Origin of the sequence: Chamaesiphon sp., assembly GCF_041738855.1 — a bacterium.
Classification (GTDB): Bacteria; Cyanobacteriota; Cyanobacteriia; order Cyanobacteriales; family Chamaesiphonaceae; genus Chamaesiphon.
This window is the reverse complement of sequence record NZ_JBGSPA010000209.1, coordinates 41,562-66,314: the sequence shown is the minus strand read 5'-3', so window position 1 is coordinate 66,314 and position 24,753 is coordinate 41,562. Positions and strand designations below refer to the sequence as shown.

The 24,753-nt window shown below is 48.4% G+C and carries 22 protein-coding genes; 12 read left to right on the top strand and 10 right to left on the bottom strand.

Annotated elements, in window-relative coordinates:
* Position 1: 1 nt before the first annotated feature.
* Complete coding sequence (locus ACEW9I_RS23710; protein WP_373542797.1) at positions 2-1,255, bottom strand: response regulator; 1,254 nt, start codon at positions 1,253-1,255, stop codon at positions 2-4.
* Between the two features lie 272 nt (positions 1,256-1,527).
* Here ACEW9I_RS23710 and ACEW9I_RS23705 point away from each other — a divergent pair, with 272 nt between their 5' ends.
* From ACEW9I_RS23705 to ACEW9I_RS23695, 3 genes are all read left to right on the top strand, one after another.
* A complete protein-coding gene (locus ACEW9I_RS23705; protein ID WP_373542796.1) occupies positions 1,528-4,152 on the top strand; it encodes a transglycosylase domain-containing protein in 2,625 nt (874 codons plus the stop codon).
* A 127-nt stretch (positions 4,153-4,279) separates the two neighbouring features.
* A complete protein-coding gene (locus ACEW9I_RS23700; RefSeq protein ID WP_373542795.1) occupies positions 4,280-5,080 on the top strand; it encodes a PD-(D/E)XK nuclease family protein in 801 nt (266 codons plus the stop codon).
* Positions 5,081-5,221: 141 nt separating this feature from the next.
* Entirely contained in the window at positions 5,222-5,866 is a 645-nt protein-coding gene (locus tag ACEW9I_RS23695) for a hypothetical protein (RefSeq protein ID WP_373542794.1), read from the top strand.
* 55 nt (positions 5,867-5,921) lie between these two features.
* Here ACEW9I_RS23695 and ACEW9I_RS23690 read toward each other — a convergent pair whose 3' ends face one another.
* Positions 5,922-6,503 (bottom strand): phycobiliprotein lyase, encoded by a 582-nt coding sequence (locus ACEW9I_RS23690; protein ID WP_373542793.1) that lies wholly within the window; start codon positions 6,501-6,503, stop codon positions 5,922-5,924.
* A 254-nt stretch (positions 6,504-6,757) separates the two neighbouring features.
* Between ACEW9I_RS23690 and ACEW9I_RS23685 the strand changes: the two genes are divergently transcribed.
* Both ACEW9I_RS23685 and ACEW9I_RS23680 read left to right on the top strand, forming a co-directional pair.
* A complete protein-coding gene (locus ACEW9I_RS23685; RefSeq protein WP_373542792.1) occupies positions 6,758-7,582 on the top strand; it encodes a pentapeptide repeat-containing protein in 825 nt (274 codons plus the stop codon).
* 10 nt (positions 7,583-7,592) lie between these two features.
* Positions 7,593-8,792, top strand: a complete 1,200-nt coding sequence (locus tag ACEW9I_RS23680; RefSeq protein WP_373542791.1) for a hypothetical protein — start codon at positions 7,593-7,595, stop codon at positions 8,790-8,792.
* Between the two features lie 34 nt (positions 8,793-8,826).
* Here the strand turns inward: ACEW9I_RS23680 and ACEW9I_RS23675 are convergent, their stop codons facing one another.
* From ACEW9I_RS23675 to ACEW9I_RS23655, 5 genes are all read right to left on the bottom strand, one after another.
* Complete coding sequence (locus tag ACEW9I_RS23675; protein ID WP_373542790.1) at positions 8,827-9,372, bottom strand: DUF456 family protein; 546 nt, start codon at positions 9,370-9,372, stop codon at positions 8,827-8,829.
* A gap of 133 nt (positions 9,373-9,505) precedes the next feature.
* Positions 9,506-9,793 carry a YggT family protein gene (locus ACEW9I_RS23670; protein WP_373542789.1) on the bottom strand — a complete coding sequence of 96 codons (288 nt, stop codon included), beginning with the start codon at positions 9,791-9,793 and terminating at the stop codon, positions 9,506-9,508.
* A gap of 131 nt (positions 9,794-9,924) precedes the next feature.
* Positions 9,925-10,302, bottom strand: coding sequence for a hypothetical protein (locus ACEW9I_RS23665; RefSeq protein WP_373542788.1), 378 nt, complete (start codon positions 10,300-10,302; stop codon positions 9,925-9,927).
* 32 nt (positions 10,303-10,334) lie between these two features.
* Positions 10,335-10,781 carry a ferredoxin gene (locus ACEW9I_RS23660; RefSeq protein WP_373542787.1) on the bottom strand — a complete coding sequence of 149 codons (447 nt, stop codon included), beginning with the start codon at positions 10,779-10,781 and terminating at the stop codon, positions 10,335-10,337.
* A gap of 27 nt (positions 10,782-10,808) precedes the next feature.
* Positions 10,809-12,452, bottom strand: coding sequence for a protein kinase (locus tag ACEW9I_RS23655; protein ID WP_373542786.1), 1,644 nt, complete (start codon positions 12,450-12,452; stop codon positions 10,809-10,811).
* Positions 12,453-12,579: 127 nt separating this feature from the next.
* Here ACEW9I_RS23655 and ACEW9I_RS23650 point away from each other — a divergent pair, with 127 nt between their 5' ends.
* The 4 genes from ACEW9I_RS23650 (at position 12,580) to ACEW9I_RS23635 (ending at position 15,352) form a co-directional block, all read left to right on the top strand.
* The gene (locus ACEW9I_RS23650) at positions 12,580-12,780 is read left to right on the top strand and encodes a hypothetical protein (RefSeq protein WP_373542785.1); all 201 of its coding nucleotides are present in this window, start codon (positions 12,580-12,582) and stop codon (positions 12,778-12,780) included.
* Between the two features lie 77 nt (positions 12,781-12,857).
* Entirely contained in the window at positions 12,858-13,544 is a 687-nt protein-coding gene (rppA, locus tag ACEW9I_RS23645; RefSeq protein WP_373542784.1) for a two-component system response regulator RppA, read from the top strand.
* 89 nt (positions 13,545-13,633) lie between these two features.
* Positions 13,634-14,491 (top strand): sulfurtransferase, encoded by an 858-nt coding sequence (locus ACEW9I_RS23640; RefSeq protein ID WP_373542783.1) that lies wholly within the window; start codon positions 13,634-13,636, stop codon positions 14,489-14,491.
* Positions 14,492-14,815: 324 nt separating this feature from the next.
* Positions 14,816-15,352: a DoxX family protein gene (locus ACEW9I_RS23635; protein ID WP_373542782.1), complete on the top strand. Its 537-nt coding sequence runs from the start codon at positions 14,816-14,818 to the stop codon at positions 15,350-15,352.
* A gap of 90 nt (positions 15,353-15,442) precedes the next feature.
* On the opposite strand, the gene ACEW9I_RS23630 is transcribed toward ACEW9I_RS23635, so the two are convergent.
* Positions 15,443-16,303 (bottom strand): ferritin-like domain-containing protein, encoded by an 861-nt coding sequence (locus ACEW9I_RS23630; protein ID WP_373542781.1) that lies wholly within the window; start codon positions 16,301-16,303, stop codon positions 15,443-15,445.
* A 357-nt stretch (positions 16,304-16,660) separates the two neighbouring features.
* On the opposite strand from ACEW9I_RS23630, the gene ACEW9I_RS23625 reads away from it, so the two are divergent.
* Positions 16,661-17,944, top strand: a complete 1,284-nt coding sequence (locus ACEW9I_RS23625) for an ABC transporter substrate-binding protein (protein ID WP_373542780.1) — start codon at positions 16,661-16,663, stop codon at positions 17,942-17,944.
* Between the two features lie 145 nt (positions 17,945-18,089).
* On the opposite strand, the gene ppk1 is transcribed toward ACEW9I_RS23625, so the two are convergent.
* Positions 18,090-20,273, bottom strand: coding sequence for a polyphosphate kinase 1 (gene ppk1, locus ACEW9I_RS23620; protein WP_373542779.1), 2,184 nt, complete (start codon positions 20,271-20,273; stop codon positions 18,090-18,092).
* A gap of 475 nt (positions 20,274-20,748) precedes the next feature.
* Between ppk1 and ACEW9I_RS23615 the strand changes: the two genes are divergently transcribed.
* Together ACEW9I_RS23615 and ACEW9I_RS23610 are read left to right on the top strand one after the other, a co-directional pair.
* Entirely contained in the window at positions 20,749-21,738 is a 990-nt protein-coding gene (locus ACEW9I_RS23615; protein WP_373542778.1) for a hypothetical protein, read from the top strand.
* A gap of 51 nt (positions 21,739-21,789) precedes the next feature.
* Positions 21,790-22,881: a hypothetical protein gene (locus ACEW9I_RS23610; protein ID WP_373542777.1), complete on the top strand. Its 1,092-nt coding sequence runs from the start codon at positions 21,790-21,792 to the stop codon at positions 22,879-22,881.
* Between the two features lie 505 nt (positions 22,882-23,386).
* On the opposite strand, the gene tyrS is transcribed toward ACEW9I_RS23610, so the two are convergent.
* Positions 23,387-24,631, bottom strand: a complete 1,245-nt coding sequence (tyrS, locus tag ACEW9I_RS23605; protein ID WP_373542776.1) for a tyrosine--tRNA ligase — start codon at positions 24,629-24,631, stop codon at positions 23,387-23,389.
* Positions 24,632-24,753 lie beyond the last annotated feature (122 nt).

Here is a 24,753-nt window from a genome sequence, read left to right as displayed (position 1 = left end):
GCTATGATGCTTGGGCTGAGATACTGAGATATTTAATTAGTGAAGTGACGATCGCATATTTATTAATTGGTTTACAAGTAAATTCCGAAGCACCAACTACCTTGGAGCGGACACGATCGAGTAAACCATCTTTACCTGTCAGGATCACAATCGGAATTTGAGCGAAAGTAGAAATTCGGCGAATTTGACCACAAATTTCATAACCATTGACCTTGGGCATGATCAGATCGAGGAAGATCAGATCGGGTTTATTTTCCAGCAGTCTTGGCAAAGCTTGAGTAGCATCTTGAATTGAGATAAACCGATAGCCAGCATCCGTAACGATCGCCCGCATACTTTCGCAAACTTCGGGATTGTCATCGATGCAAATTACTAATTTAGATTGAATTGGTTTTGGGGCGATCGTCGGCATCACGATTGACGGTCGTTCGCGCTTGGCTGTGGCAACAGGCAAGACTTGGCTATTTAATTGAGGCGACTTCAGATCGGGGAGATCGATCGATTCGACGATTCCTGTCTGAATGTAACGAGTCAACGAACGCGTCAATAATAGTAAATCTTCGTCGATCTCTGCCGCAATTTCGCGCAGAGTCCGCTTGCCTGTAATCACTTGCACCAAATTTTGATAAATGATTGGTGTAGTTTGGCGATACAGTTGGACGGGATGCCGGATGACTGGTGTTTTATTGGGTGAGATATTTCCCAGCTTGTGGGTGTGCCATTCTTGCCATAGCAGTTCGGCTTGAGCGATGACGGCTTCAGTATCGATCGCGATGGGTGGTCGCTCGGTAAAAATTTCGGGGTGGGAACGAAATGTCAACTTCTGTCCTTGACTATACTGAAGCAAGTCAAAAATGGTTTCTTGCGCCGCAGTGGTCAACATCGCCGTCACTGCGGATGGCTTGATTTCGGCAAGCGTCATCAGCGAGATCGCCCCCTGATAATGCCAGTAAAGTGATTTGCGGTGCTCGAAGCCCCGCCACGGACTGTGATGTGCTGCCTCAAACAACAATTCGAGTCCTACATGCTCATAACCAACATGAGTGCGGAGTAGCCGCTGCCAGAGTCGATTGGGTTGGGCGCGATCGAGACTACAAACGATCTGTCCCTGGTAAAATACGATCTCCCACGCTTGCCCTGATGCCACTGACACATTGACTGTCCCCGTGAACTCTCCCCAGCTCAAGTACTGAAATCTACCGATCGAATTACGTTGTGGGTCAACAGCCGTCAGATAGCGAAGATCGTTGTTCATTGTGAGAGGAAATAGGATAGTCCAGACTAGCGCGGTGAAATGCTCAACAATTAAGATGTCTAGTATAATTGTGATGACTGATTTTAAAGAGTCATTATTAGTATTCCCCAGTAAACCCTGAGTACGCTATTATGCTCAATTAACATTGGCGATCTGCCAGCCAAGACAGAGTTATTGGCGATCCTCGCACCAGCATCGATGATGATTGGCTGCCAGCTCGCGATCGCCATCGGATCGGATTGACGAGTGCCAGGTTTACATTAGGAGTTGACGTGTTGAATTTATTCGCTAGGTTACGGAAACTATCCACAAAATTGCCGCTGACTAGTGCCGACAACCCGCGTGAGCCGCGTCAACCATTAGCCGATGTCGAGCGCGACGATCCCATTACCGCTACGGAGCAACAGCGCAGAGCGACGATCGAGTCCAGACGCCGTCGCATCAGAGGTGGTAATTCAACGGTCGATATTTCCACCAATCTCTATCCCAGTAATTCAGCCAGTGCCAATGTCCCCACCTCAGCGGCTAAGATGACGGCAAATATCCCTAGTGACGATCCAGTCGCTGAGGCTCCGACTGTGCCAGCTCCTAAAAAATCGAGCGCGTCAGCCACTGCTAAAGCCGAGAGTCCATTGCTGAGTGCGATCGGTCAGACACCTACCGCCGTGGGTACGACCGTAGGCTGGCTCGGTACCAATCTCGCTAAACCATTTCAAAGTGACAAACCACTCTACAAAAATCGCTTATTCTGGGCGGGTTCTGGGCTGGGATTGGGCTTGTTGGGTCTGACTGGAGCCTGGATTTTTGTCGATCGCAGTGTCAGTCAGTACGCGCCAGCCGATGCCCTCAGTTATGTGCGTCCCGGCACGATTACCATCAAGGGATTGAATGGGAGTGTCCTGCTCCAGACGGGGAATGCCACCCGTGAGACACTCAAAACTTGGCAGATGCCCACCAAGCTCAAACAAGCCTTTGTGGCGATCGAAGACCGTCGCTTTTACGAACATGACGGCGTAGACTACAAAGGTGTCACCCGCGCCCTCATCCAGAACGTCACTTCCAAAAACTTAGTCGAGGGCGCAAGTAGTATCAATCAACAGTTGGCGCGGATGGTGTACCTCAACCAAGAGCGGAGTTTTTGGCGCAAACTGCGGGAAGTCCGCCTCGCTCAAAGATTGACCCAAGGACTCACCAAAGATCAGATCCTCGAACGCTATCTCAATCTCGTCTATCTGGGTGAAGGTACCTACGGCGTCGCGGATTCCGCCTGGGTATACTTTAGCAAAACTGTAGACCAACTCACCCTTGCAGAAATGGCGACCCTCGCCGCGATGCCACCTGCGCCCAATAAATATTCCCCCTTTGTCAATCCCCGATTTGCCCAAGCCCGCCGCAACTTGGTACTCGATCGCATGGTGGAAGCCAAGTTCATCACTGCCACCGAAGCCAAAACAGCCAAAGCCGAACCCCTCAAACCCAAACGCAGCCCGCTCAAGCGTGAAGCACAGGAGGCGCGGTATTTTACTAAATATATCGAACAAGAACTACCGCAGCGGATTTCTGCCCAAGCGATCGCCCAAGGCGGCTTAACCGTCGAAACCACCCTCAATCCTGAGTGGCAAACCAAAGCGGAAGAAGTTGTCAACTCCACCGTCCGCAACAATCGGGGTTCCTTCGGACAAGCGGCGATGGTGAGTATCGATCCGCGTACTGGCGGCATTCGATCGATGGTTGGCGGTACCGACTTTGAAACCCACCAATTCAACCGCGTCACTCAAGCCAAACGCCAACCAGGATCGACCTTCAAACCGATCGTCTATGCGACGGCGATCGCTGGCGGGATCAGCCCCAACAAATCCTATCTCGATGCTCCCTTCAATGTCGATGGTTACAAGCCCAAAAACGCTGGTAAACGCTTCAAGGGCTACATCACCATGCACGATGCGCTGATTAATTCGGTGAACATCATCGCCATCAAAATCTTGATCGATACTGGCTGGCAACCCGTGATCGACAGTGCCAAAAAAATGGGGATCGAATCCAAACTCGAACCATTTTATTCCCTCGCGCTTGGTGGACTAGAAGTCAACTTGCTAGAGCTAACTGGTGCTTACACCACCTTTGCCGCTCGTGGTATCCACAATCCCGTTCATGGTATCACCAGAGTCATCAACCAAAAAGGTGAAATCCTCTATCGCAACAAAACCCAACCTACCAGAGTCTTTGAACCTGATACCAACGCCATTATGACCTGGATGATGCGTGGCGTCGTCAATGAAGGTACCGCTACATCCGCCCAAATCGGTCGCCCTGTAGCAGGGAAAACCGGAACCACTGACAAAGAGCGCGACCTGTGGTTTATTGGCTTTGTCCCGCAACTGGTCACTGGCGTCTGGCTAGGCAACGACAACAATAACCCCACTGGCAATGCCAGTAGTACGGCTGCCTACGCCTGGTCGCGGTTCATGAAGACTGCTGTCAAAGACTTCCCCCCCGAAAACTTCCCCCCACGTCCCGACAATCTCAGGGGACGCAAGCCCGAACTCAAACTCGATCCGATCCGTCCTCGCTATCAGCGCAACCTCCCCATGCCCCCAGGTGGCGAACGAGTTGATGACGAAAATACTAACAATGAAGATCGTCCGCGCCGCTCCCGCCGCTCTCGGCGACGGTTTGAGGAGACAACCACTAATAATAGTTCTTCTCAAGAGAGTCCCCGTCGCTCTCGGCGTTCGCGATCGTCCGAGGAGGTAGGCGACAGTAGCCGTTCCGAAAGTCCCCGTCGCTCCCGACGTTCGCGATCTTCCGAGGAAGCAACAAATGACAGCAACAATTCCGACACTCCCCGCCGTTCTCGCCGTCGTCGCCGTTCCCGCGAAGAACAAGTTAGGCTTTAGGTTTTAGGTTTTAGGGAGTAGGAGTGATAAAGGGTAGTAGGTAGGGTGGGCACTATCAACTGTCTGTCTTGTCACAGCGAGATCTGGAGGAGACGGCGCGAGCCGCAACTATCAACTGTCAATTATCATGGACTTCGCTAGCTATCACCTGTGGTCGCAATTTGAGCCTGCGGTAGGTTGGGAGGATACACACTGTCAGATGCAGCGGGGGTTGCGGTGGACTCAACCAGCGCGCAGCGATGAGCTACCGTCACCCCCAGTCACCGAAACAATCTGGCAAAAGGTGGGAAAATTGGCGCAACAAGGCGTGTATGAGTTTCATCAAGATCCACTGCTACTCAAGCATCCGAGTGGCTGCGAACGGATTGCCGATCGATTGTACCTCTACTATGAGATTGCCGCTGTACGCGATCGCGTGATGCAGATCCTGCGCCAGTATCAAGCCGATCCGTGGTTGTGCGATCGCGATCTTATCCTCCTCAATCGGGGTGATGAGCCGCTCCCACCGCCGATTCGCTTAGAGGTTGATGGCTACCAGTTTCACCTACTGGCTGCCTTTGATTGTATCGCCCGTTCGATCGACAACCGCATTCACATCATCGATTTTAAAACCGGACTTGCCGCGCCAGATCTGCGCCAAGCTGAGGTCTATCTTTTAGCCTGTACTTATCTTTATCCTGACCACACTCCGGTGGCTTCCTTTTACAACTTGGAGACGATGACTAGCTCCCAACTCATCACGGCAACAGCCGATAGCCTCGCTCTTACCGCTCACAAACTCGCCCAAATTGCCAAATTACACCAACAGCAACTTCACCAATATCAGACGAGTACGGATGACTTCGATCGCCTATTTCCCCCGCATCCTGGTACTCATTGTCGAGCGTGCCCTGTCAACTATCGCTGCACTTATAGCACCACGCGCTGAAAGCGACAATACATAACATCATTTCAATAATCGATCGCTAACTGGGCATAATCTAGATATGACAATGACTGACAGATATTAACTTACTTCCCATTCTTGGCTGGGCGGCTGAACGCGCTGCCAATGGCAATCTAAATCACTATGTCTCTAGAACACCTGCATCCATTTCAAGTAGATCCCGAGCGAGTCACTCGGCAAGAGATCGCCACACTCGCTACCAAAATCAGTAGTAATAGTAGAGTTAATGAAATTCACGGATTGCTCAATCAGAATATTTCGCTATGTGCTTATTTACTCAAGCAAGGCTATATTGATTATCATGAAATTTATTTTTTGTCAACCAATCTAATCCTCAGCGATATCAATCGCCCTGATTATATTTGTGGTTGTTATCATGAAAAGACAGGTATCAGTTGGTATGCGATCGTCTGTGCCGGAGCGCAAGAGCAGACCTGGAATGACGATCTCCAACTAACGACAGTTGCCAAAAAATCCTTGGAGCGATTGAATTTTTGCACTGATAATCTAGCCCGAGTTTTAACTTCCAACCAATTAATCGATAACGTCGATGCCGATCGTATTCACGGTTTATTGATTATCGGACAAGATCGAGAGTTTTTTGACAATCCCAAAAAACAAATTCGCAAACGAGATATCAATCGCAACTCATCCGTGAAGTTACGGACTTATGGCGGCTTTTTGCGAAAGTTTGATAAACAAAAAAAGATCGACTGGCTGACAACACCGATCGCCGATCTACTCACTCGCTTCAAAAAATCAGACTGACGATCGTCACCCAACTTTAACAATTCACCATTCACCATCCACCATCCACCATTCACTAAACCCTAGCCAGATTCCGCTCGATCATCGCTGCTAAAGCACGATCGCCGATACAGCGTCGCTCGGAACAGTAAGTTGTCAAATTCACCCCATTAGTCATTCTGACGCTGCTGACGCGCACGCGGAAGTCATCGGTGATAAACCAGCACCGCTCTTGCCCCTGATTATTGTCATACTCAGTATCGATCGTCAAAATCCCATCTTTACCAAACCAGTAGCGGGAGATGACGGGGATTTTTTCGACATAACCGCGATCGCGAATCAATTTCCCCGATACTTTAGTCTCATCATCAGGCACATCAATCAGCACCGCACCATAATCGGCATTCGGCGGCTCATCATCGAGATTGGCTTGCCACATAAATCGTCCCCCACCCATCGCGCAGGCAGGATCGATCGCTTGTTGGGTACAGATCGCCGCTACTTTGGGATCGTCTCGCTCGACAACTTGGACGATCAAATTGGACTCTCCCGACTCATCATCCACGAGATCGAAATGATGTACCGCCCGCAGCGTCAGCCAAGTTCCCTCGCTCTTGCGAAAGAAGTCCATCATCGTCATGGGTGCAATTAGTGACATGTTTAAATTAGTTGACAGTTGACAGTTGATAGTTGACAGTTGAGTAAAATATTACATAGGGTTAGCACTATTCGCCATCTAGGTTCCAGGCACAATCTATTTTATAAATAATCGCACCCACCTACTCGATGTAGGATGTGTTAGGCTCAAGCCGTAATGCACCAATGCTCGATACTGTCATTTTTGGACAGACTGATTGCCTAAACTTACCAATCCACTATAGAGTTTATAAATAACGAATTAATAGAGTAACTGTGAACGATTTGGCGATCGCACCTGTAGAAATTTTAGCAGCCATCCAGGCTGGACGATCGATCGTCCAGCTCGATCTGTATCGAGTCGATTGTAGCGGTGTCGATCTCCGTGGAGCAAATCTCGCAGGGTTAAATGCGATCGGGTCAAATTTTAGTAAAGCCAATCTCAGTAGTGCCGATCTGAGCGGTGCTGACTTACGGGGAGTGGATCTCAGTGGTGCTAACTTGAGCGGTGCCAACCTCACGGGAGCCTATCTCAATCGATCGCTCTTGTATGCTACAAATCTGACTGACACCGATCTCACTGGCGCGAAATTACAAGTAGCCAGATACGATCGACATACCATCTGGACGGCAGGATTTGCCTACAAATCATCAGGTGCGATCGGCCCTGGAGCAGCCCTCAATGGTGCCTACCTCAACACAGCCAATCTCCGCGATGCCGATCTCAGTGGTGCCAATCTCTTGGGCAGCTATCTCAGTGGCGCAGACTTGACAGGTGCCAATCTCCAAAATACCCGATTGAGCGGCGCAACCCTTCAAAGAGCGTTTCTGACTGGTGCCTCGCTGCGGAATGCGCGGCTCAATGGCGTCAATCTCGAAGGAGCCGATCTACGTGCTGCCGATCTGAGCGGGATCGAACTAGAGCATCTCAGCAGCATTGCCGGAGCAGATTTTAGTCAGGTACAGGGACTCAGCGAGGATCTGCGATCGATGCTCCTGGGGCGTTCTGCGGCAGAACTAGACGTTTGGAATGCCTTCACCCGCCAGACAACTAGACAGAGTTTGACTCGATCGTCTCGTCCAAGTCGATCGCATCCTTAATATCAAAATTATGTATCAATCTTCGACCCGCAACAACTTCTTAGATATCTTACTAGATCCTCAAGCGATCGCGATCCTCGGTTCGATCGCTCTACATGCCATCATTGGAGCTGGTCTACCCTTTTTGAGCCAGCCCGAAAAAGCAGGCAAAAAAGTTGGTCCCAGCACAGTCAAGGTCGTACAACTGACGCCTAGCGAACTGCGACGCATTCCCCAAGCACCCCCAGCCCCTGCGCCGCAAGTTTTACCCCCAGTGGCGCAACCGACTCCAGCTCCGCAGCCCGCAGTAGCTCCACCGCGTTCGCCCCAATTTTCGACAGCTCCACAAACGATCCCATTTTCGCCCATCCGCGCTCCCTTTGATGGTGTCACCATCAAGCCACCTCAAGGCAACAAACAGCAAAAAGTTACACCCCAAAAACAGCCATTTGCACCCATCTTCGATCCTGGGGAAATTTTCAAGCCTACTCCCAAACCCAGCAAGGCTAACATTCCTAAAGGAAGTACGCCCAAGCCATCAACTAAGCCCACACCAAAACCTACAACGTCACCAGTAACCAAAAAAACTACCGCAGTGGCTCCCACTCCACAGCCAGCGATCGCGACAGATGATGATGGGAGCGATCCAACTACCACCACAACGCCATCGCCAACCTCAACCCCAACCCCACAAGCCCAGCAATCAGGAGGTACGCCAACTCCAACTCCTACCCCAACCATCGCCGCCACTACCCCGCCGATAACTGTACCTACTGGCGGTGCGACAGGCAATCCAGGTGTTACTGGTACTGGTCTCTATGGCAAATATACCCGCGACGCCAATGCACAACTATTAGCCTATCTCAAGAAATATCCCAACATCAAGCCATATCCACCCAAGCAATTACCACTACAGCAATATAAATCCGCGCTGCCATGTCCCAAGGTCAAACAACCACCGTTCATCGTGCTGATGGTGACTTTTGATAAAGTGCCTGGAAGTCTAGATGGTAATATCCTGGGCACCAGTACTTCCCCCCTACTTAATGATGAAAAGCCATACGTTGCAGGCGATTCAGCTACCTTAAAGAATGACAAATTAATGGAAATTCTCGCTACGGCGGGATTTGCTGCCGCAACAGAAGCAGATAAGACTCGTCCAGAAGCGGACAAAGGTAAACCCGTAATCTATCAATATCGAGTGCAAGCTGTCTGTATTCCCCCGTCGTGAATTGTTCCAGAGATGCCCACGATTATGCCTTGTCTCAACCGATTCCAAATCCCAGATGCCAAGTAGTTGTAGCAAAGACGATCGCGGCGAACAGGGATAATAAACCTTGGATAATCAGACCGATAACCGAACCCAAGACAATACCGACCCCAGCCTTGACAGAAATCCGCACGCGATCGGTAAGTGGTAATTGACGGGGGTACAGCAACTCGCCTATCACAGCCCCAATAAACGGCCCAAAAAACAAGCCCACCAACGGCCCACCCACAGGCAAAGCTGGCAGCAGCCCAAAGAATCCGAGGAACAGACCAAAGATCGAGCCGATTTGACCCCAATGACTAGCTCCAGCTTTTTGCGCGCCCCAGATGCCCGACAACTGCTCGATCGCAAAGCACATTACCAAGACCACACTGGAGACGATCAACGTAATCGTGACATTGTCCCATTGATATAGCAAACCTGCACCGATCGATGCAGCCAAAATCAACAGTGGCCCAGGCATAACTGGCACCACCGACCCGACTACCCCTACTAAGGTCGTCAGTAATAAGGCAACGTAAATTAGGGTTGTAGTTGTCACTGGGGAGAATATTTATAGTTGGTGACACGATTTGTGCAAGGCGGAAGCTAGGCAACCGCTAAGCGAACGCATCGGATGCAGGCGGCGGTGTAAAGGGCGATCGGAGCTGCAACACTCCAGCGCATGAGCGAACTTAAAAACTGGCAAATGCTGGTGCGAGGGTGGACAATGCCTGCATCGCGAACTGTAAGGCAAAGATAGCGATAATTGGTGACAGATCGATCGTGCCAATGGGTGGGACAAATCTGAACAGGTTGAGATAGGGATCGGTAACCGGACTCAAAAAGCCGACAATTTGCTGCATCCAGTCAATATTCGGGAACCAGGTGAGTAACAACCGGACAAAAATAATTACTAGGTAAATATTTAGAAAGTTTGAAATGCTAACAATCAATAGGGGTCCGATCGCGGCGTTGTTCATAAAAAAATTAGAGGAGCAATGAAAATATCTGCTCTGCCTATTTTAACCGATCGATTGTTACTTATCGATTGGGTGGCATACCGTACAAACCGACTAAACCAGACCACTAGCAGTCTGGTTTAGTCCAGCGTTCAGCTCTGAGCATCGCTCGGTGGTGACGTGATGATGTCTGCATCCAGCCGTTCGGTGGCTTTGTCTCTGCTTTGAAGATCGGGATCTCCAGGTGCATGTCCGATCGACGATCTGACTGAATCGATCGCCTGATTTAGGTCACTGATTTTATCATCCAAACTGCGGCGGGCGATCTCCATCCGCTCCATCGTCCGATTCCGGCTGGATTTTAGCGGTCTTTTTTGACTATTCGAGCTGGCTAATCTGCTACTTTCGGGATCGTTATCGAGCCGATTGGCTCTTTGACTGGCGATCGAGGCACCGACAATGCCGCCAACTACGCCACCTACCACTGTTCCCAACCAAAACCCGCTGCCAAATCCATCCCGATCGCTCATAGTTCGTCCTACTTAAAATTACTATTCTACACTTATCCCTCAGTCGAGCGATCCTGCTCTGGACTAGCCAACGGATCTGTTCCCGATCCTAGCAGTGGCGAGATCGCTAATGTATACTCTGTGACAACGCGATCGCCTAATAAATGCTCTTGAATAATCCGCTCGATGACTGCTGGCGTCGCCGAATGATACCAGACACCATCGGGATAAACTACCACAATCGGCCCCCGCTCACAGACGCGCAAACAATTAGCCTTCGTCCGAAAAATACAGCCCTGCACCGGATCGGGACGATCGAGATTTAACTCTTTGAGTCGGTGTTTGAGATAGTCCCACGCTACCAAGCTATCGGCTTTGGAGCAACAGAGGGGTTTGGTTTGGTCGGCACAAATCAAGATATGGCGGGCGATCCGATCGATTCCCAAGCTTGCGACTTTCGCACTGAGCACTCGATCGGCTGTAATTAGTGAATCGGTCATTCTCATCTGTCACTGAGCAGAAAGTATCTATCTTACCGTACTCTCAGGAGTGGTAACAGGCAATTCGATGGGGATCGGCGCGCTTGTCATCAGTTCGAGTTTATAGCTGGTGCTCGCGACTCCCGCCAGCGGGACGATTTCGATCCGATACTCTCCAGTGAGTGGGAGATTGCCTGCCCAGTTGACGGTATTTTTGGCGAAGACATCGACATTTGCTTGATTTGGGGCGAGGATATTCATCGTTGCCCCCGCTGGGATGCTGGCTAGTGTGGCTGTGAGTTTGTGTCCGGCGGGGAGAGTTAGACTCAATACTGTCGGCTGTACTGAGTCGAGGGAACCTTCTTTGATGAGTGGTTTGCCCGCCTCCAGACTCAAAGCTTGCACTGGGGTGGCTACTGGGGAAGATGTGGCGGTCGGTGGTAGCTCTGGAACTGCATTCACACTCGGACTTGGCGGAATTTGTGGGAGTGGTGCTGCTACAGTTGGGGCGGGTAGCGGCGGTTTGGTGCCACTACTGGGGGTGGTTAGCGATCGACTAATCAATACGATCGGGATGATGATAAAGACAATTGCTGCTACCGCCGCACCCAAGCCCAGCCCCCAGGGTGTATTGAGAATACCGCGTAGTGGATGTGGCTGTCGCTGGCTGGGACTGATGGGATAGGAGCCAGATTTGGTTGCTGACGATCGCTTGACGCGCGATAGTGGTACTGACTCTCGACTGTGGCTAGTTGACGGGCGAACGAGACTAGCTGGCGGACGAGTACTGCTAGGGGATGGGACAAAATTACCAGCCGGAAGATCTGTCGGAGCCGCTGCACCGATAAAATCAGATACCGATCGGAGTGCTTGGGAGACTTCAGTGGCTGACTGATAGCGACTGTTTGGCACCCGACTAAGCATTTTATTGAGGATTTTGGCAAACCAGGGCGTGAGGGTGGGTACCCACTGATGCCATTTCCAGGTCATGGTACTTTTGTCAATGAGACTTTCGGGCTTCCGTCCGGTCATCATCACGACTACGGTGACGGCGAGGGCATACAAATCACTATTGGCATAAGCTTCCCCTGTTTGGAGTTGCTCTCCAGGTGCATATCCAGCTTTGCCGACGGTCGTCCCCTGGTGGATTTGGGTGGATACTTCTAGTTGCGTTACCCCAGCTTTGACGACACCAAAGTCAATCAGCACGGGTAACTTATCGCGATCGCGAAAAATAATATTATCGGGAGAAATATCGCGATGAATGATGCCCATCCCATGAATATGTGTCAATACGGGGAGCATATTGAGCAAGAATTCAACTGCTTCTGCTTCAGTAAAGGTTTTACTATTTTTGAGTCGATCGCTGAGCGTTTTGGCGACTGTTTTGCCCTCTGCGTACTCCTGCACCAAAAAGAGTCGCTTTTGCTCTTCAAAGTTGGCGCGGAATTTGGGGATTTGGGGATGGTTAATTTGGTACAATACTTGAGCTTCACGCTGAAATAGCTCCTTAGACTTTTTGAGTGCATCGCGACCGCGATCGCTGGGACTAAATTCTTTGAGTACGCACATCTCATCAAAACAGCCAGTGTCTTGAGATAAGTAAGTCCGCCCAAAACCCCCTTGACCTAACACTTTGGTCACGCGATAACGCTGTTGAAGTATTGTTCCCAATGAAATTGGTGGTTGCATAACCTGAACTTACACCTTGAACTAAGGAGAATATAAACAAGCTGGCTAAACGATAGTTATGAATAACTATTTTTTAGCCTCGGCGGCGATCTGAGTCGCTGAGTAACCGATCGACTTACGAGTACAGTTGGTTCGTCACGAGCGCGATCCTCAGATCGTACATCGTCTCAAACAGCTAATATTAGCTAGATCGATCGCGTTGGCGCAGCCGCGCCGAGAGGTAATCATTCCATCACATTTTAGTCACAATCAACAAATAATCTCACTGCGGATGGATCTGGGTGAGATGCCAGCATCAATCGCGATCGGCGCGGATTTAGATCGATGATTAATTTCGCGCCCTAACCGCTCTTATCATACCCTCGCATCAGTCAGAATCGTTCATCTGGGCGCAATAAACTTGTCATGAAAATTTTGCTTGTCGATGACGAACCCGCTCTAACTGAGCCACTCAGCCGCCTCTTGACTCGTGAAGGCTACACTGTTGACGTGGCTACTGATGGTCGAGTTGGCAGCAATTTGGCGATCGGTAGCAAGTACGATCTATTGATTTTAGATTGGATGTTACCACAGCTAACAGGGTTACAAATCTGTCAACAATTGCGCGATCGCGGTGACTTGACACCAGTATTATTCCTAACAGCCAAAGATACTCTCGACGATCTGACGATCGGACTAGATGCAGGTGCCGACGACTATTTGGTCAAACCTTTTGAACTGCGGGAGCTACTCGCAAGAATTCGCGCACTACTGCGCCGCGTTCCCAGCACCGATCCGCCACCAACTCAATCGCGGCTGCAAGTAGCCGATTTGGAACTAGATCTTGACAACCAACTTGCCTATATCCGTGGACGCAGTATCGAACTCTCAGACAAGGAAACCCAACTACTGGGATACCTGATGCAACACGCCGGACAAGTCCTCTCCCACAGCCAGATTCAAGCATATCTCTGGGATCGCCAGACTCCACCTAGTAGCAACGTGCTGGCGGCTCTAGTGCGACTGCTCCGGCGTAAAATTGAGGTCGAAGGGTCGCCAGAGTTGATTCACACTGTATATGGGAAAGGGTATCGGATTGGTATTAAGGACTAGGTTTGGATCTGTGGGTGCAGTCTGATAGAGACGCTACGCTACGACTTCGCTCAGTACAAGTACGCCAACGATTTAGCTAATTTATCAACATGCTTACTTCACCGATTGTTACAGCAGACACACTCAATGGTTATTTATCAGCAGCGGATCTCGATCTGAAAATTATCGATTGTCGCTTTGCGCTTGGCGATCCCGCTGCGGGTAGACGTGAGTACGAGACCGCTCATCTGCCTGGAGCCGAACACTTGGACTTAAATCGCGATCTGTCGAGTCCGGCGGGAGTACATGGCGGGCGGCATCCGCTACCGGACGATCGCGTGTTGGGATCGAAACTGGCAGCGATGGGGATTAATGCTGACACCCTAGTAGTTGCTTATGATGATTCCCGCTTTGGATTTGCGGCGCGGTTGTGGTGGTTGCTGCGCTACTATGGACACGATCGCGTCGCGCTGCTCGATGGTGGCTACACTAATTGGCTCCAAGCTGGTTATCCAGTGACTAGCGATCTACCAGCAGTAGCCAATCGGGGGGATTTTCAACCGCAACTTCAGTCAGATTGGATCGTGGATATCGATGCTCTTTCCGAGAGGCTACGCCAACGAGTCAAAGCTAGTCAGTACTCACCTACTCATCTACTCATTGATTCCCGCGAACCCGATCGCTATTTGGGCAAAACCGAACCGATCGATCCCCGTGCTGGACATATCCCCAGTGCTGTCAATTATCCCTGGCAAGGTGTGTCTACACCGGAAGGCTTTGTTTTGTCAATTCCAGAGCAACAACGACGCTGGGCGGCTATTTCCCCAGATTTAGAACCAATTGTCTATTGCGGTTCGGGAGTGACGGCTTGTGTCAATCTCCTCTCCTTGGAGCTAGCCGGAATCAACGGAGCCAAGTTGTATCCAGGCAGTTGGAGTGACTGGTGTTCGTATGAGGGTCAAGTCTAGTTGGCTCGATCGTCCAATTATGAGTGGGCGTTACTTCCTTCCTACCTAACAACATCGATGAAGTATTAAGTCCAAACATTTCCAACACTAGAACTACCTGCAACTTAGATGGTGGACTGGGCGGGTGACCTGCCCAGCAGCAGTGCCCACTCTACTTCATGCTGCCGAATTTATGAGTTGCTTGTCGATCGCACCATCCACCATCCACTATCTAAATTTGCCACTAAAAAAGTATTTTGCCCGAATGCACAATTTACCTTGATTTGCAACATTAATATAAGTTAAACTTACTTAATATAACTTGATATTATTCCTCTCGCTATTATGAACGCATCCCTACTGCCTCGGGTCTTTAGATCCACTACCACTCCAGCCTTCTGGTCTCAAGCTGCTTGGACACTATTACGAGTTTGTATCGGTGTGACGATCGTCCACAATGGGATGAACAAACTATCAGATATCCCGGGCTTCGCTGAAGCTTATGTCAAAGTCATCGGCTTACCATTTCCGATCTTCTTTAGCTACGTTGCAGCTTATACAGAGCTGATTGGTGGGCCATTGCTAGCTCTTGGTTTGCTAGGTCGTCCAGCAGCGTTTGGTTTATTTGGGACGATGTGCGTAGCGATGTATCACCACATCTTGGTTGCGGGTTTTAGTATTCCTTACCTTGAGCTATCAGCAATTTATGCCGCTTGTTTCTTGTTCTTCACTGTCAATGGCCCTGGTCTGTTTTCGGTAGATGCTCTGATCCTCAAATGGCTAGATGCCAACGCGCTATCCACCAAGGACAAGCAAATTATGCAGCTAGAGCGTTCTTCCAATTTGACTGCTGCTGACAAAGTGACAACGACGAATAAGTAGTACTTTCGATTTGAGTACGAATGCACAAATGGGGTAGGAGCAATTTATAAATTGCTCCTACCCCATTTTTAGAGTGGGTAACCAATTGGGTTACTTAATCGAGTTACTCAAAAACATCGGAATAAACTGTGTTACAAACGCTTCAGGATCGCGGCTCCAAGCTTTTTGAGCGGCGGTGAGCCGCACCTTTTGGAGTTCGGGATCGAGAAGGGTTTCGGGTAGCCGTGCCATGAGATATTGGGGACGTTCCCAGAGTGGGAGCGTATTGACGACATCCATCAAGTTGCCGACACGACGTAATTCGGCTCCAAACATGATGTCCATGCCTGATTCAAAAGCAGCTTGCTCGATGGCGACAAATTTCCGCTTAGCGACTTCGACTTTCTGACGATGTGCAGGACTGGTGGCAGCGATTTTGGCGAGTTGACGGTTACCCCAGCGGACGTGTCCAGTTTCTTCAGGGAAGATTTTCTCGATCGTTTCGCGGATCTGGATATTCTCGGCAGTCTGCGGGGCGAGTTTGAGCGCGTGAATGTGTGCGGAGAAGAATTCGCAACCGCGTTTCTCGGTGACATTGATTGCAGCTAGAGCGGCAATGACAGCATCTTCAGGAGTGGTATAGGTCTCGCGATCGATCAGTCGTTCAAACTCATCGATATATGATACTCCTGGTGGGGTATCGAGGGGACCGCCCAGATCGAGGAGCAGATCTGTCAACCACATCGCATGACGGGATTCATCATTGATATGATGGGAGAGATCGCGGATTAGTGCTGGTGGATTGCCGTTGAGTTGTTCGATCAGTTCGGTGAGATCTTTACAGCTCCGTTGTTCGTTGTAGCGGTAGCGATTGAGGGTGACAAGGTGAATTTCGCGATCGCTGACAACACGTTTTAAGATCTCTCTGGCACTAATACTGTTGTGGAGTTTCCGAGGGTAGGCAACTGTCATGATGGTTGGGGAGGGTAGTCATGGGTGTGCTGTTATAAGAATTGTAACGCAATCTGAATTGCGAGTTAGAAAGATGCAGCTGTGGAAATCTGGTCTAACCCTCTGGTCTCGATCGCCCAAATCGCCGATAATGCTCTGATGTCGAGGGAGATCCTCCCTTCCCATCCAAACAATAGCTAATCACCAGCCACCATCCACTGTCTTGTCTTGACGCATCGACTGGGAGGTTCCCTCCCAGTCGATGCGTCGCTGATTCGCTAAACCCTTGGGGAACCCTACGTATCGCGAATCGCCATTCACCATTCACTCACAACCCTAGATATCTAATTTGGCACTAGGAAAGGAGTATTAAAACTAATGTTCGAGAAGACCGCTAATTTGCGTCGATTCCTGATTTGTGGACTGTTGGGACTGATCCTGACTGGAGTAGTCAGTTGTCTCAAATCTCCTAATGCCCAACCACCACAGTTGGAATTTTGGACGATGCAGCTTCAGCCCAAGTTTAAGGATTATTTTACAGCGGCGATCGGCAAATTTGAGACTGCCAATCCTGGTACCAAAGTCAACTGGGTGGATGTGCCCTGGGGAGCCATGCAGGGCAAAATCCAAGCCGCGATGGGTGCGAGAACTGCGCCCGATGTCGTCAATCTCAACCCTGATTTTGCGATCCAACTCGCTGCCAGAAATGCCTGGTTACCATTAGATTCTCTGTTGACTCAAGGCGAGAGCAAGGAGTATCTGCCCAGCATCTGGCAAGCTGGCACCCTTGACGGCAAAGCCTTTAGTTTGCCGTGGTATCTAACTACCAATGTCACGATCTACAATCAAGAACTATTTGCCAAAGCTGGGATTGCCAAACCGCCTACTAACTATCAAGAATTGGCTCAGGCTGCCAAACAAATCAGAGCCAAGACAGGTAAATACGCTTTCTTTACCACCTTTGTCCCTGAAGATAGCAATGATGTCCTCGAATCCCTCGTCCAGATGGGGGTACAACTCGTAGACAAACAGGGCAAGGCTGCCTTCAATACCCCTACGGGTGTGACTGCCTTCAAATATTGGATCGATCTGTACCGAGAAGGCTTATTACCGAAGGAAGCTCTAACTCAAGGACATCAACAGGGAATTCAACTCTATCAAGCTGGCGAGACAGCGATCCTCTCTGCGGGAGCACCATTTATTGAGACAATCGCCAAAAATGCCCCCCAAATTGCCAAAGTCTCGGCGGTGGCTCCCCAAATATCGGGACAAACTGGTAAAAAAGGAGTCGCAGTCATGAATCTTGTCATTCCTCGCACTACCAAGACACCAGATACCGCCGTCAAATTCGCGTTATTTATTACCAACGCCACCAATCAGCTAGCTTTTGCTCAAGCTTCGGACACCTTGCCGTCCAATGTCCGCGCAGTTGCCGACTATCAAACTCAAGTAGCTAGCCGTGACGACAAATCTGCACTCGAGCGAGCAAAATTGATTAGTGCCCAACAATTATCCCAGTCAGAGATCCTCATCCCGCCCTTAAAAAAGATCGATCTGCTCAAAAAAGCGATCTATGACAATCTACAAGCGGCGATGTTGGGCGAAAAAACCGCCGAGCAAGCTGTAGCGGCGGCGGCGATTGCTTGGGATGCGGGGAAATAAGTTTAGCGTCAGTGTCTCGTTCCGAGAGGCTACGCCAACGGGATCGGAAGAGCCTAGAGATTGAAATCAGGGCGGTACTGGAACGGAGCAAATATCCTTAATCCGAACTGGCATTAAGTTTATGTCATGTTGCCACCACTTATCGCTAGCCACCCACTGCCATATCCATCAAGATTTGCTGGGTACTCTCTTCCTGCGTACCAGTTTGAGGGAGACGTTGGATATAACTACCATCAGACTGCATGTCCCAAGCTTGACGGTTGTCTGATAGCATAATCCCCAGAATCTCTTGGAGATCTTTAGAGATTTCGGGATCTTCAATTGGCGTTATCACTTCCACCCGTCGGTCTAGATTGCGCGTCATCCAATCCGCGCTCCCAATCAACACTGCCGCATCCCCACCATTCTGAAAATAGTAAATGCGAGAATGTTCGAGAAATCGACCGATAATACTGATAACGCGAATATTTTCACTCACACCTGGGACGCCTGGACGCAAGCAACACATCCCCCGTACGATCAGATCGATCGACACTCCCGCTTGAGATGCTCGATAAAGATTGACAATCATTTTGGGATCGACTAGGGAGTTGATTTTGATGGCAATCCGCCCAGTTTTACCCGCTTGGCAATGGTCGATTTCTTGCTGGATGAGTCGCTCGAATAATTCTCGCGTATTGACAGGTGATACTAGTAGTTTGCGGTACGATCGCTGTTGTGAATATCCCGTGAGGTAGTTAAATAGATCCGTCAGATCTGCACCTAGTTCGGGGCGACAACTAAACAAGCCCACATCTGTATATAGTGTCGAAGTTTTGGCATTATAATTTCCCGTACCGATATGCACGTACCGACGGATTTTTTCATCTTCCCTGCGGACGACTAATACCACTTTTGTATGTGTTTTGAGACCGACTAATCCATAGACGACATGGACGCCAGCCTGTTCGAGTTGACGGGCTAAGTTAATATTATTCTGCTCGTCGAATCTCGCTTTGAGTTCGATTAATACCGAAACTTGTTTGCCATTCTCCGCAGCATTAATTAAAGCTTTCAGAATTAATGAATCTCTGGTAGTCCGATATAACGTCATCTTGATCGCCAATACCTTGGGATCGTTCGCTGCACAGGTAATAAACCGTTCTACTGTCTCTGGAAACGACTGATAAGGATGATGTACTAAAATATCCTTCTGTGCGATGAGACTAAAAAAATTTCCACCATCTTCAGTGGTTTTGCGCCGTCGCAAAGTAGCAGGTACGATCCCATTCCAGGGTACATCTTTCAACTCAGGAATTGGGAGTGCCAAAAAAGACATCACATCGCCCAAGCCCAACATCCCATTAACTTCATAGACATCGCGATCTGTAACTTCTAGCTCCTCCTGCAACATCTGACGGATCTGATTGGGCATCGCCGAATCTACCTCGATTCGCACTGCTGAGCCGCCCTTTCGCCGCTTTTGCAAGCCATCTTCGATCGCTTGGAGCAAGTCCTCAGCTTCATCTTCAGCCACGCTGATATCGGCATCGCGAGTGACTCTGAAGGTATAGCAACCTTGGATATTCATCCCTGGAAAGAGGGATTCTAGATTGTGAGCGATCAATTGCTCTAAGGGAATTCCCGTCCAAATTTGAGGGCATTCTCGATCGATTTGTAGTGCATTGGTATTGTGGCTTTTGCTCTGCTTTTGACTATCTATAACTTGAAGTGTTGTCGATAATTTGATAAAGCGTGGTAATACTTGCGGTACCTTAACTCTGGCAAACAACTCTTCACCAGTATCGGGATGTTTGATAACTACTGCCAGATTTAAACTGAGGTTGGAAATATAGGGAAATGGATGTCCAGGATCGACAGCTAAAGGTGTCAATACTGGGAAAATTTGCTCCTCAAAATAGCTTTGTAAGTAGTTACATTGCTCTTGGTTGAGATCGAAGTAATCTAATAAAAAGATCCCCTGCTGGAGCATCGCTGGACGCAATACCGTTTCAAAATGCTGGTGTTGCTCAGTAATTAGCTGTTGAATGCGATCGCTAGCTACCGCTAACTGTTCTGCTGGTGTCCGCCCATCAGGAGTACGTTGAGTGACTTTCGCCTCAATTTGTTGCTTGATCGCAGCGATCCTCACCATGAAAAACTCATCGAGATTCGAGCTAAAAATTCCCATGAATTTTAGCCGTTCGATCAGTGGCGTTCGCTCATCCATTGCCTCATGCAATACTCTGTCATTAAATTCTAACCAAGTTAATTCTCGACTCAGATAATATTGCGGATCGGTTAAATTAATATCTGATGGATTTGTTGTAGTCGATTGTGATGAGTCCATGTAGCAACGCTCCAATTCAAAATTTAAATCTTCAAGCTAAATTCTTTGCAAGTTGGTGGTAGTGCTGCTACCTGCTTTCAACTTAGTCTACCCATCACAATTATACATTTCTCTGCTCTCCTATCTGTGTGTGCTGTCGATTGGGCATTGTGAATAGTGGATAGTGAAAATGGTAGATGGTGGATGGTGAATGGTGAATGGCTGATACTGAGCCTAGCTAACGGAGTTAGATCGAATTAGTACAAATTGCCTATAAATTCTTGACGAATTTTTAAGTTTATGGTACAATAGTACTGTAAAGCTTGATATCATCACCAAGCAGCCCTGCATCTCCAATCCTAAATCGATCGTGTTGGATAGTCGATCCGATCGCATATTGGGGCACAATTAATCAGTAACAAAGATCGTATTTCACTCTTTCTGGCATTGCCGGAAGGTGGTTTCTAGGCGTCGTTATCCTCAAGGTACCCAAATTATGGCAATAGTCAAAGACAGTAAACTCCAGATTCTCGCAGAACTCGATCGAATTTTAGCTAAACAAAAGCAACCAGGCTCTAAAGTTGCAACTAAAGAAGAAGAAGCGCAACTAGTCAAGAATCAAGAGATTGTCAACAAAGCTGCTAGTTATACCATTGACACGATCGTCAAAGGGATGGCAGACTTACAGTTAGAATTTGGGAGTATTATTACTGGATTATCTGAACGGCTAACAGTCGAAGTCGAGAAACTCACTGAAGTCAAACAATCGATCGAGATTGAGACTCAACATCGCTCCGATCTTCAACAAGTCAGAGTAGTTGCCGATGCGCTCTATATCATCACTCAAGAGCATCAACAAAGCATCAAAACGATCGAACAGCAGCTCACAATCGATCGGGAAAATCTTACCACAGAGCAAACCAACCTCCGCAAACAGTGGGAACAAACTCAGCGTGACTATACAGAGCAACAGACTGAACTGGCGACAAATATTGCTAAAGAACGGCAAAAAGAACAAGACGAAATTCAGTATAAAATAATTTGCGATCGCCAGTTGCAGACTGATGCTTATACAGAATCAAAACGCAACCAAGAGCAAGATATCCTATCCCAAGATCGCGAAAAACAAAAGCAATGGAAAGAGCGTGAAAAATTCTTGAAAGATCGTCAAAAACTTGCTGATGAGAATGCTACTAAGGTTGTTGCCTTCCCCGCCGAGCTAGAAGAAGCGGTCAAAAAAGCGCGCGAAGAAGCCATCAAGGAGACTAGTAACGATGCAAAAGTCAAGGCTGATTTAGTCGAAAAAGAATGGGAAGGTAATAAGCAGGGATTTGAAACTAAAATTCAATCTCTAGAACGAGTTGTCGAACGTCAGAATCAACAAATCATTGCGATTGGCGAGCAACTACAAACCGTCATCAATCAAGCTCAGTCACTGGCAATGAAAGCTTTTGAAACTTCTGCCAAAATTAGTGAGAAGAATTAGAGCTTGATGTGAATTCGATCGATATACTTATTTCCTAATACCTAAATAGCTATGGCACCAAAACCAACTGACAAGAATACTAAAGCCGAAATCCTCACAGCTTATAACCAGCTTGTTGATGAGAAAAAGGCTCTAGAGATTGAAGTAAAAAATATCCAAAAGCAATCAGCCGCAGCACCTGTATCGATCCCTACTACCAAAGTAATTAAAGATGAACCAAAACCGATGATAAATACAGGATCTACTCACCAAGAAAAAGTCAGTCATACCATCGCCAATCTCGACAGCCTTCAGCTCGGCTTTGGTGCCGCAGTCAGTGAATTGTCAGCAAAGCTGACTACTGAAGCGGCAAAACTTACTGAAGTACGTGAGAGCGTAACTGAGGAAATTACTAACTTACAAACCTTACATAGTTTGACAGTAGCTGAAGATACATTTGAAACATTGATTGATGATTATGAAACTAGCTCCAAAGCCTTTAGCGAAGAATTGAGAGTGCGTACCGAAACCGCTCATCAAGAAATCCAGAGCTTAACTAAAGCTTGGACTAAAGAGCAAGAACAAAATGGTATCATCGTTAAAGAACGAGTCGAACTCGATCGCAAAAATAGCCAGCGCGAAGTTCAAGAATACAAATATAATCTCGATCTGCAACGTAAGATCGATCGCGAACAATACGATCAGCAACAAGCTGCTTTGTATTATGAACTAGCTGAAACCAAAGAAGTCCAGGAAAAAACTTGGGCAGAGCGAGAACTAGCTCTAGCCGAACGTGAAAAACTATTTCATGAAGCTAAAGATAAAGTTGCTGTTTTTGCTCAAGATAAAGAAAAGGCGATCGAGAAAGCTAAGGGTGAAGGCAAAGGAATTGCAACTTATCAAGCCAAGATCAAATCCGATCTTTATGCCAAAGAAGTTGAAGGTCAAAAACGCTTCTATGAAGGAACGATCGATTCTTTGCAAGATACTATCTCTAACCAAGAAGAACGCCTCAACAGTCTATCACAACAACTAGCCGCAGCACTCAAACAAGTTCAAGATTTAGCCGTCAAAGCGATCGAAGGTTCGGCAAATGCTAACTCTTATCAAACTCTCAAAGAGATTACGCTAGAGCAAGCCAAGTCTCAAGCTAAAACGAAATAGCCTAGAGACTAAAGTTAGTTTTTGTAGGGTGGGCACTGCCTAGCATGTTCATTTTGTCCTTCTAGACAGGGCAAGACTTCATGCAGGTTTTGTGTCAGAGTTAGAGGATGAATTCAGATGTCTTCGGCGGGAAAGCATTGAAGTCCCAAAAATAGATTTAGTCCAGGTGAGCACATTGATAAAACTGATAGATTCCATTGCTTCTTTGACTAAATCAAGCGTAATCTCTATCGTTGATAAAGGAATTAGTAAACTCCTAGCCCCAATCTCTTTTATTGGTCTATCCGTTTTATGACTATGCAGCCATCCTAACTTTTCATAAAACTTTCTCCGCCCTAAGCTAGCTGCTTGAATTAAACTGCATCATCTTTACCCACAGTTTTAGTCGTGTCGTCCCACTACGAAATTTATCCCATTACTTTATAGTCCGCGTAGGCGGACTTTGCAACACTATCCACGATTTCAATCGTTGGCATTTTACAGGTAGCAACTTGGGTTAGCTAACCTAATTCACCAACCGTTTGAACCGTTTCTTGCCTACCTGCAACACCTTCCCCACCAATGCCGTAGCATCATCATAGGTGAGATCGATGTTGTCGATCGATTGTCCATCCAATTTCACCGCACCACCTTGGATTTGACGCTTGGCGTCGTTGCTACCAGAGCACAGCCCGCTAACCGAGAGGATTTGGAAGATTTTGGCAGGGAAATTGACAACAGATAGTGAAAACTCGGGGATACTATCACCACCTGCATTGTGACCTGGTTTGGTAATCAAGGCGATCGCGTCGGCTTGAGCTTGGAGCGCACGATCGCGACCGTGGTATTGGGTGACAATTTCGAGGGCGAGGAGTTTTTGGGCGGCACGGGGATTGTCGGGGATGGCTTGGCGGAGCCTTTCCACGGGCGAATCGAGTCCGATGTCAGTCAGGAGCGTAAAGTAATCTTTGATGATGCTGTCGGGCGTTTTCTCTAGCTTGGAGTACATACTCAGCGCATCTTCCCCCATGCCGACATAGTTATCGAGCGACTTGGACATTTTCTGGACTCCATCCGTACCGAGCAAAATCGGCATCAATAGTCCAAATTGCGGCGTCAGTCCGAAATGACGCTGCAAATCTCGCCCGACGGCGAGATTGAACTTTTGATCGGTACCGCCGAGTTCGACATCGGCTTGGACGGCTACTGAGTCATAGCCCTGCATGAGTGGGTACAGGAATTCATGGATGAAAATCGGAGTTTCGCGGGCGTAGCGGAGCGCGAACCCTTCTTTGGCTAGCATCTGGCTGACTGTCATCGTCGAGAGGAGTTCGAGTGTCTGTCCCAGATCCAGCTTGGACAGCCATTCGGAATTGTACCGGACTTCCAACCGTCCTGGCGTATCGAAATCCAGGATCGGTCGCACGCGATCGAGATAAGCTAGGGCATTATTCGTCACTTGCTCGGGCGTCAACTGGTTGCGGACTTCTGATTTGCCAGTCGGATCGCCAATCCGCGCGGTGAAGTCACCAATAATTAAGATTGCAGTATGTCCGGCATCTTGGAAAGATCTGAGTTTCCGCAGGGGAATACTATGACCAAGGTGGATATCTGCACCAGTTGGATCGATACCGAGTTTGACTCGCAAGGGGCGATCGGTTTGAGCGATTCGCTGGGCGAGATTTTCAGCCGGATCGGTAGCATCTGGTTGATGGGGAAAAATCTCACTTACACCCCGAAATAACCACTCAAACCGATCTGATGCTGGCATAACCATACTCACACTCATAATATATGAAAGACAAAAATCACACGGAATCTCAAAACCGTTGCAAGTTAAGCTTATTATAGTTACCACAGTAACTGAAATATTTTTAGCTCTTCGTTAATATG